The organism is Sulfurovum sp. bin170 (assembly GCF_010892395.1).
GTDB lineage: Bacteria > Campylobacterota > Campylobacteria > Campylobacterales > Sulfurovaceae > UBA1140.
In genome coordinates, this window is record NZ_JAACKB010000069.1 from 1 (window position 1) to 6751 (window position 6751).

Sequence of the window (6751 nt, forward strand, 5' to 3'; positions counted from 1 at the left end):
ATTTTTTAACTTAAAATAACGATAAAAAATAAAGTATTCATCACTAATAGTATTATATTATTGATTAAAACGGTAACAATAACATCCTCATTTTTTGCTTTTCTTATATTAAGTATAAATCCACGCATTAGTTTAAAGCTCTTTCGATAATATCGACCTTATTTAAAGGGATAACTATTTATTATAGTTATAACCTATCACATTTTTAACAAAGGTTAGTTTATGGAAAATCTTTTTACTTCGTTCAAAGACAACTGTGGTTTTGGTCTATTGGCTTCGATTGACAATACGCCTACACATCAAAATTTAGAAGATGCGATTACATCACTAGAGAGAATGATGCACCGAGGGGCAATTGCGGCGGATGGCAAGAGTGGGGATGGTTCAGGACTTCTACTCTCTATGCCCAGAGCATTTATGCAAAAAGAGGCAAAAAAACAGGGTGTTGTATTGCCTGAACAATACGCAATTGCGATGGTCTTTAATAGCGACGAGAGAGAGTTTGAGATATTTGAACGCTACTGTGACAAGAACGACCTCAAAATTATTATGCAAAGAGCCGTGCCTACTGATACCAATGCCTTGGGAGCTTATGCACTTAAATTACTTCCTACGATTACACAGATTTTTGTCAAACCCAACACCATTATGTCATATAAACGATTTGAGGCAATGGTCTATTTGACTCGAAAAGAGATTGAGCATGAACTCAAAGGGAAAAGTGACCTCTACATCACCACTTTTTCTAGCTCAACCATCTCCTACAAAGGGTTGGTGATGCCAACACACATCAAAGAGTTCTATATTGATTTACAAGATGAGGCGTTCAAAATCTCATTTGCACTGTTTCATCAGCGATTCTCAACCAATACCTTGCCACAGTGGAGACTTGCTCAACCATTTAGAGCTATTGCCCACAATGGAGAGATAAACTCTGTAACTGCCAATAGATTTAATGTCGCCATCAAAACAGACTCTCTAAAATCGGAGGTTTTTTCTGATGAAGAGTTGAAAAGAATCGCTGATATTATCCAAGATGATATGAGTGACTCAGCAAGTCTTGATAACTTTTTGGAGTTCCTACACGCTAACGATATGGACTTTTTTAAATCTGCTAGAGCCTTACTCCCTGCACCGTGGCACAATGCCCCACATATGGATGCCGAACTTAGAGCCTTTTATGAGTATACCAGTGCCTGTTTTGAGCCGTGGGATGGACCAGCCGCCGTGAGCATGACCAATGGTCGGTTTATCGGTTGTGTTATCGACAGAAATGGACTACGACCTGCTAAATATATTATTACTAAAGACAATAGACTGCTTATCTCTTCGGAGTATGGGGTACTCAATATAAAAGATGAAGATATTCTCAAAAGAGGAAAACTAAACTCAGGTGAGATGATGGGGCTTGACCTCAAAGATGGTAAAGTACTAACCAATACCGATATTAATGACTATATCAAACAGGGTCAGCCATACGGAAAATGGCTCAAAGGCATTACCTACCTGCAAGAGTTTGAGTTTGAAGGAGAGTTAGACCCTATCAATCACAAAGAGATGGAGGAGAGACAGCGATACTTCAACTACACCTTGGAGGTGCTAAGAGAGGTCATCCGACCGATGATAAAAGAGGGCAAAGAGACCACGGCGGCGATGGGGGATGATACACCCCTAGCAGCGTTTTCCAATGAGCAGAGAAACTTTACCGACTTCTTCAGACAAAAATTTGCCCAAGTGACCAACCCACCAATCGACCCTATCCGTGAAAAGAGTGTGATGAGTCTCAACACTGGTTTTGGAGCGATTGTCAATGTACTTGAAGAGACAGAGGTGCATACCAGACGCATCAAGACCACCATTCCTATTATGTCCGAAGAGAGACTAAAACTCTTTTTGGAGTTTGGTGATGAGAACCATAAGAAATATAACTCATGTTACAAAGCAAAAAGCTACAGCACTGCATTTCAATCTGACCTGCAAAAGAGCCTCTATAGCTTGGTGGAAACCATTGTCAATGAGGTAAAAGAGAATGAAATCCGAACCATTGTGTTGGATGATAGAGGATTAGACAGTAATCATAAAGCAATACCGATGCTGATGGTGATAGGTCGTCTCAATCAAGAGCTTCTCCATGCCAATCTAAGACACCTAACCAGTATTATCCCTGTGACAGGTGAGGTGTTTGACCCCCATTCCGCAGCGTTAATGTTGGGGTATGGTGCGACAACTATCTACCCTTATCTACTCTCTTATACCATTGGGGAGTTGGCAGATGGTGACGAAGAGGCTGTAAAATTAACCCTCAAAAAATCTCGTCGAGCCATCGGTGCAGGGGTGCTTAAAATCATGTCCAAGATGGGAATCTCTACCCTTGCAAGTTATCGAAACTCCAAACTCTTTGATATTATTGGTCTTAGTGATAGGATTGTAGAGGATTGTTTTGTAGGTTCACAAGGGTTCCTCTCTGGTCTATGTTATGAGGATATAGAAGCACGACTCAATAGCAACCATCAACGAGCCTTTACCGATGCCTTTGAGAATAAAAGCAAAGCACTATACAAAGGTGGATTCTATAAATATAAAAAAGGTGAAGAGTTCCATGACTTCTCACGAGCGACCATCAATGCGATGCAAAGTTCTGCTGATACAGGTGACAAAGCTGAATATGAGAAACTAAAGATATTGGTGGATAAAAGAGACAAGAAGTTTATCCGTGATTTCTTTGAACTAAACAGTGATAGAGAGGCGATTTCCATAGATGAGGTTGAACCTATTGAGAATATATTCAAACGATTCTCATCGGCTGCAATGTCGATGGGGTCTATCTCAAAAGAGGCACATGAGACACTGGCGATGGCGATGAACAGTATCGGAGCCAAAAGCAACTCTGGTGAGGGTGGTGAAGATAAAGCACGACTGCATAACCCAAAGTTAAACTCCAAAATCAAACAGATAGCCTCTGGACGATTTGGAGTGACCCCAGAGTATCTTCGTTCTGCCGAAGAGATTCAGATAAAAGTCGCCCAAGGGGCAAAACCAGGAGAGGGTGGACAGCTCCCTGGGTCAAAAGTAACGCCACTGATTGCCAAACTAAGATATACCAAACCAGGGGTGACGCTCATCTCACCTCCTCCACATCATGACATTTACTCTATTGAGGATTTGGCACAGCTGATTTTTGATATGAAACAGATAAACCCAAAAGCCAGAGTGGCTGTCAAACTGGTCTCATCAGCAGGAGTTGGAACAATCGCCGCAGGTGTGGCAAAATGTTACGCTGATAAAATCATTATCTCGGGTGCAGATGGTGGTACAGGGGCAGCTCCTGTTGGCTCTATAAGGTTCGCAGGAAACCCTTGGGAGTTGGGGCTGATTGAGGCACATAACGCTCTCAAAGCCAATGGTCTAAGAGAAAAAGTAACCCTAGAGACCGATGGAGGACTCAAAACAGGTTTGGATGTAGTCAAAGCAGCTATCTTTGGAGCCGAAGAGTTCGCTTTTGGTACAGGTGCATTGGTGCTTGTAGGGTGTAGAATGTTCCGTGTCTGCCACCTCAACACATGTGGTGTGGGTGTAGCTACACAAGATAAGCGACTTAGAGAGAAGTTTACAGGGAATGTTGCAAAAGTGGTCAACTACTTCAATCTACTGGGTGAAGATGTTCGAGAGATTTTGGCATCATTGGGGTATAAATCCCTTGAAGAGATAGTAGGTAAAAACCACCTCTTAAAAGTAATAGATGATGAGTTTGCCAAAAAATTCTCATTTGAAAAGCTACTCTATAAACTTGATGGAGTGAACAGTTGTCAAGAGCCATTTAATGAACCTTATGATAAAAATGAGTTCGAAAAAGGGTTGGTAGAAGAGTTGATGTCAGTCATTAAAGAGCCAGTAACCCCTATCACTTTAGATTTAGAGATTGACAACCTCAAGCGAAGTTTTGCTACTAGAATCTCTGGAGAGATAGCCAACCTCTACGGTGACATAGGTCTACCAAGAGATACCATCAACCTCAATCTAAGAGGAAAAGCAGGTCAATCACTTGGAGCATTTTTAAGTGAGGGTATCAATATCAAACTAGAAGGTGCAGGTAATGACTATGTCGGCAAAGGGATGAGTGGTGGTTCCATCACCATCACCTCTCCACTCCAAGGTGCTTCATTGGCAGGAAACACTTGCCTCTATGGTGCAACAGGGGGGCGACTCTATATCACAGGTTCGGTGGGTGAAAGATTTGCTGTGCGTAACTCTGGGGCAAATGCCGTAGTAGAGGGGACAGGTGACCACCCTTGTGAGTATATGACAGGGGGAACGGTACTGATCCTTGGTGATACAGGCTCAAACTTTGGTGCTGGAATGACAGGTGGTTTGGCATTTGTCTATGATAAAAATCTTACATTTTTTGAAAAAGTAAACAGAGAGATGGTTGAAGCGGTGAGAATAGATACCGATGAGAGAGACCAAGAGATGTTTACGATGAAGCGACTACTACAAAAGTATTATGATGAGACTGGGAGTAAAAAAGCTGGGGAAATTTTAGATAACTTTAGAATTGAAATTAGTAACTTTTGGATGGTAGCTCCTAAAGATATGAGAGAGAGATTGATTGTAGAGAAGAAAGGGGAATAGAGCCAATCTCTTAGAGGTTGGTTGGTAAAGAGGAAGAGGGGTTAAGTTTAACTCTTTCATTAAGAGTTTTGTCTAATAGAGTCTCCCAACTCTATCAACATAAGTCAAATAAACCCTCAAATCAAACTCCAACTGATGATAAGCAGGTTCGATATAAGTACAAAACTTATAAAAAGCCTTGTTATGCTCCTTCTCTTTAAAATGAGCCAACTCATGCACCACTATCATCCGTAAAAACTCCTCAGGCATGTTTTTAAAAACCGTACCGATGCGTATCTCATTTTTTGCTTTAAGCTTTCCACCTTGAACGCGTGAGATAAATGTATGTACGCCCAGTGCATCATGAATGACATTGATTTTACCATCATAAATCACTTTAGATAGAGTCTGTTTTTTTAAAAATCGAGTTTTGAACTCTTGGGTATAGCTGTAGAGGGCTTTGTCGGTTTGGTAGCTATGTTTTTTTGGGTATTTCGAGAGTAGATAGCTTGAGAGCTTATCTTTTTCTATAAGCTCTCTGATTTGGTTTTGTAGGTTTTCTGAGTAGTTGTTTAAATATTTTAGTTTCATCTACCACACTTATCTTTTCCGTGACCTATAAATATCCACCAGACGATTAACCTCAAACTCTATCTTACTCTCCACCCCACAAAAAGGGCAAGTGACAAAATGAACACCTTTTTGCTCCTCTTTAGGAATAAGCTTTGTAAACTCTTCTCCACACTTAAAACACTCTATTGTTACTCTATTTTCTGACATCTCTTTCCTTTTAAACAGTTATCGTCCATACCGAACACCCAATCCCCACAAAAAACAACACCATAGACCACATCAACATCCGTGCTTTATGTTTTGCACTCTCATTATAAAACGCCTCTATCTCATCTAGTCTGCTACTATCTACCCTGTGTGGTTTGGGAAATATGGCTAAAAATGTCAATACCAAAGCCCCAAACCAAAGAAAAAAGGTCAAGCCAAGAGTAAACCCACTCTCTAACATAGCACCATCTCCAGATATAAGTTTCAGCACGGTAGCATAGAGAGCAGGAGTTCCCAACTCTACGGTGATAAGTAGTTTTCCTATCTCATCCATTAGTGAGCTTTGGTTGGCGATGTCTTCGGCGAATTTCTCTTTTAGTTTTTTATCTATGGTGGATAGGGGTTTTGATGTTACCACTGTCTCTTCTGTCTCTCTCATCTAAATCTTTAACTCCAACTTACCAGTAGTGTAGTTATGTACCAACGCTTGTATAATATTCTGATACGATATACCAATATCACTGGCTCTCTGTTTCAAAAAGTTCAAATCAGACTGCTTCATATTGATGCTAATCTGTTTTTTTTGACCTAGATACTTCAGTGTTTTGGAAGCGTGATTTTTTATGGTTTCATTATCAAAAGGTACAGACTCTATATTTTCATTTTCGATTGCTTCTAAGATTTCTAGCTCTTCATTGTCATATTTCATCATCTATCCTTTGTATTTTTTGTTTAGTTTGCTACTTGGAATAATATTTTTCAAAAAAATATCCTCTCCATCTATGACATAAGGGACATAGTGAATGTACCCATTAAGTGATAGCACATAGATATATTGGTTGGGATACTTCTCGCTATTGGGATGTTTATAGTTATCTAAAATACCATTTTGAGACATCTCACAAACCACATCATCAAAGCTAACTCCTCTGGTAGCTTTTAATATAGCATTTTTCTCTTCATTCCAAAAGTACATATTAAACCTTTATCTAATCATTATCATATATACTATAGCATATATAAATAAATGTTAATTTAAAAATTATGCTCTTTTGGTTTTATGTGGTACTACTTTTTTGCCTACACCCGTTGTATACTATCTATAGTAGCATTTAAAATATATTTAAACTAAATATAATTGATATTTATATGTTAATACAGTAAAAGTTATAAATCAATTAAAAAAGTGCGATAAGGTTCACTTTTTGAGATTTATTTAATCTAAATAAGGCTAACATAAGTAATACATATTCATAAGTTTATCAGTTGTAGGGTGGTTGCTTTTAAGCCCACCGAAAAAAGTTTTGAGGGTTATGGAAAATTTTGGTTTTTCATTCGTATAGGTGTGAAATATTTAGCCATG

At 39.3% G+C, this 6751-nt stretch carries 6 protein-coding genes; 1 reads left to right on the top strand and 5 read right to left on the bottom strand.

Translation table 11 applies throughout. The features are described 5' to 3' along the window. Nucleotides 1–222 precede the first annotated feature (222 nt). The gene (gene gltB / locus GSY74_RS01600; protein ID WP_164663369.1) at nt 223–4629 is read left to right on the top strand and encodes a glutamate synthase large subunit; all 4407 of its coding nucleotides are present in this window, start codon (nt 223–225) and stop codon (nt 4627–4629) included. Nucleotides 4630–4701: 72 nt separating this feature from the next. Here the strand turns inward: gltB and GSY74_RS01605 are convergent, their stop codons facing one another. Genes GSY74_RS01605 through GSY74_RS01625 form a run of 5 tightly spaced genes read right to left on the bottom strand, consistent with a single transcriptional unit; the run spans nt 4702 to nt 6364 of the window. Next, nucleotides 4702–5199, bottom strand: a complete 498-nt coding sequence (locus GSY74_RS01605) for a YgjP-like metallopeptidase domain-containing protein (RefSeq protein ID WP_164663370.1) — start codon at nt 5197–5199, stop codon at nt 4702–4704. Nucleotides 5200–5208: 9 nt separating this feature from the next. Next, a complete protein-coding gene (locus tag GSY74_RS01610; RefSeq protein WP_164663371.1) occupies nt 5209–5388 on the bottom strand; it encodes a hypothetical protein in 180 nt (59 codons plus the stop codon). 10 nt (nt 5389–5398) lie between these two features. Further along, entirely contained in the window at nt 5399–5827 is a 429-nt protein-coding gene (locus tag GSY74_RS01615) for a hypothetical protein (RefSeq protein ID WP_164663372.1), read from the bottom strand. Then, a complete protein-coding gene (locus tag GSY74_RS01620) occupies nt 5828–6100 on the bottom strand; it encodes a hypothetical protein (protein ID WP_164663373.1) in 273 nt (90 codons plus the stop codon). It lies immediately after the preceding gene. Beyond that, the gene (locus tag GSY74_RS01625) at nt 6101–6364 is read right to left on the bottom strand and encodes a BrnT family toxin (RefSeq protein WP_164663374.1); all 264 of its coding nucleotides are present in this window, start codon (nt 6362–6364) and stop codon (nt 6101–6103) included. Nucleotides 6365–6751: the final 387 nt, after the last annotated feature.

What these genes read in the sequence shown, in the direction of transcription:
- GSY74_RS01605 (WP_164663370.1), bottom strand. Translation starts at nt 5,199, where the DNA reads ATGAAACTAAAATATTTAAACAACTACTCAGAAAACCTACAAAACCAA.
- gltB (WP_164663369.1), top strand. Translation starts at nt 223, where the DNA reads ATGGAAAATCTTTTTACTTCGTTCAAAGACAACTGTGGTTTTGGTCTA.
- GSY74_RS01610 (WP_164663371.1), bottom strand. Translation starts at nt 5,388, where the DNA reads ATGTCAGAAAATAGAGTAACAATAGAGTGTTTTAAGTGTGGAGAAGAG.
- GSY74_RS01625 (WP_164663374.1), bottom strand. Translation starts at nt 6,364, where the DNA reads ATGTACTTTTGGAATGAAGAGAAAAATGCTATATTAAAAGCTACCAGA.
- GSY74_RS01620 (WP_164663373.1), bottom strand. Translation starts at nt 6,100, where the DNA reads ATGATGAAATATGACAATGAAGAGCTAGAAATCTTAGAAGCAATCGAA.
- GSY74_RS01615 (WP_164663372.1), bottom strand. Translation starts at nt 5,827, where the DNA reads ATGAGAGAGACAGAAGAGACAGTGGTAACATCAAAACCCCTATCCACC.